This is a genomic window from Coprococcus intestinihominis, from assembly GCF_040096555.1.
Lineage (GTDB): Bacteria > Bacillota > Clostridia > Lachnospirales > Lachnospiraceae > Coprococcus_A > Coprococcus_A intestinihominis.
The window spans coordinates 1-813 of record NZ_JBBMEK010000499.1 but is presented as its reverse complement, the minus strand read 5'-3'; the positions used below and the strand labels follow the sequence as shown (position 1 = coordinate 813).

Sequence of the window (813 nt, the reverse complement as noted above, 5' to 3'; positions counted from 1 at the left end):
ACTAAAACTTCCCACACCGATACGGTGTGTTGAACCTTGAAAATTCAATATTTCAGCCAATAAAAAAGGCATAAACCTGTTCCGTTTGGTATAATGGAATTGACTAGAAACCATTTTTACAAAGGAGATTTATGCCATGTCCAGTATACCACAAAACCATTTCGATGAGAACGACTTAATTGACTGTGTTCAGAGATTTTTTTCCAAACATCATGTTGGCAAGCTTCTTGCCAGATGTAATGGGATGAAAGAAAAAGGTGTTTCACCTGTTTCTCTGCTTCGTTACAAACTCAGCAACATTTTTGTCGGAAGAAGTATGTATATGCAACAACGGACTGGCTCTTTTAAGGAAGATTTTTCAAAGAACACTTTTTATCGTTTCCTTAATTCGGTAAAAACAAACTGGCTCCGTTTTACTTCTCTTCTTGCTGCTGATATCGTAAATAATGATCTCAAAGATCTAACGGATGATAACAGGAAAAATGTTTTCATCATTGATGACAGCCTTTTTAATCGTACCAGCTGCAAGAAAACAGAACTGGCATCAAAGGTTTTCGACCACACCGATATGCATTTCAAAAAAGGTTTTCGGATGCTTACCTTAAGCTGGAGTGATGGAAATACACTGATTCCGGTAAACAGCTGCCTGTTAGCATCTGCAAAAGATACAAATATCATCGGTCCAGTAAAGGACTTTGATAACAGAACCATTGCAGGGAAAAGACGCAAGCTTGCTCAGACAAAAGCGCCAGAAGCAATGATGACCCTGTTGGATACTGCCATCAGTGCAGGACTGAAAGCTGATTATGTCCT

General features: G+C 38.7%; 1 protein-coding gene. It reads left to right on the top strand.

Going from position 1 to position 813, the window contains the following annotated elements:
* Positions 1-136: 136 nt before the first annotated feature.
* The coding region (locus WMO25_RS18475) for an IS4 family transposase (RefSeq protein ID WP_349086720.1) at positions 137-813 on the top strand (677 nt) is incomplete at its 3' end.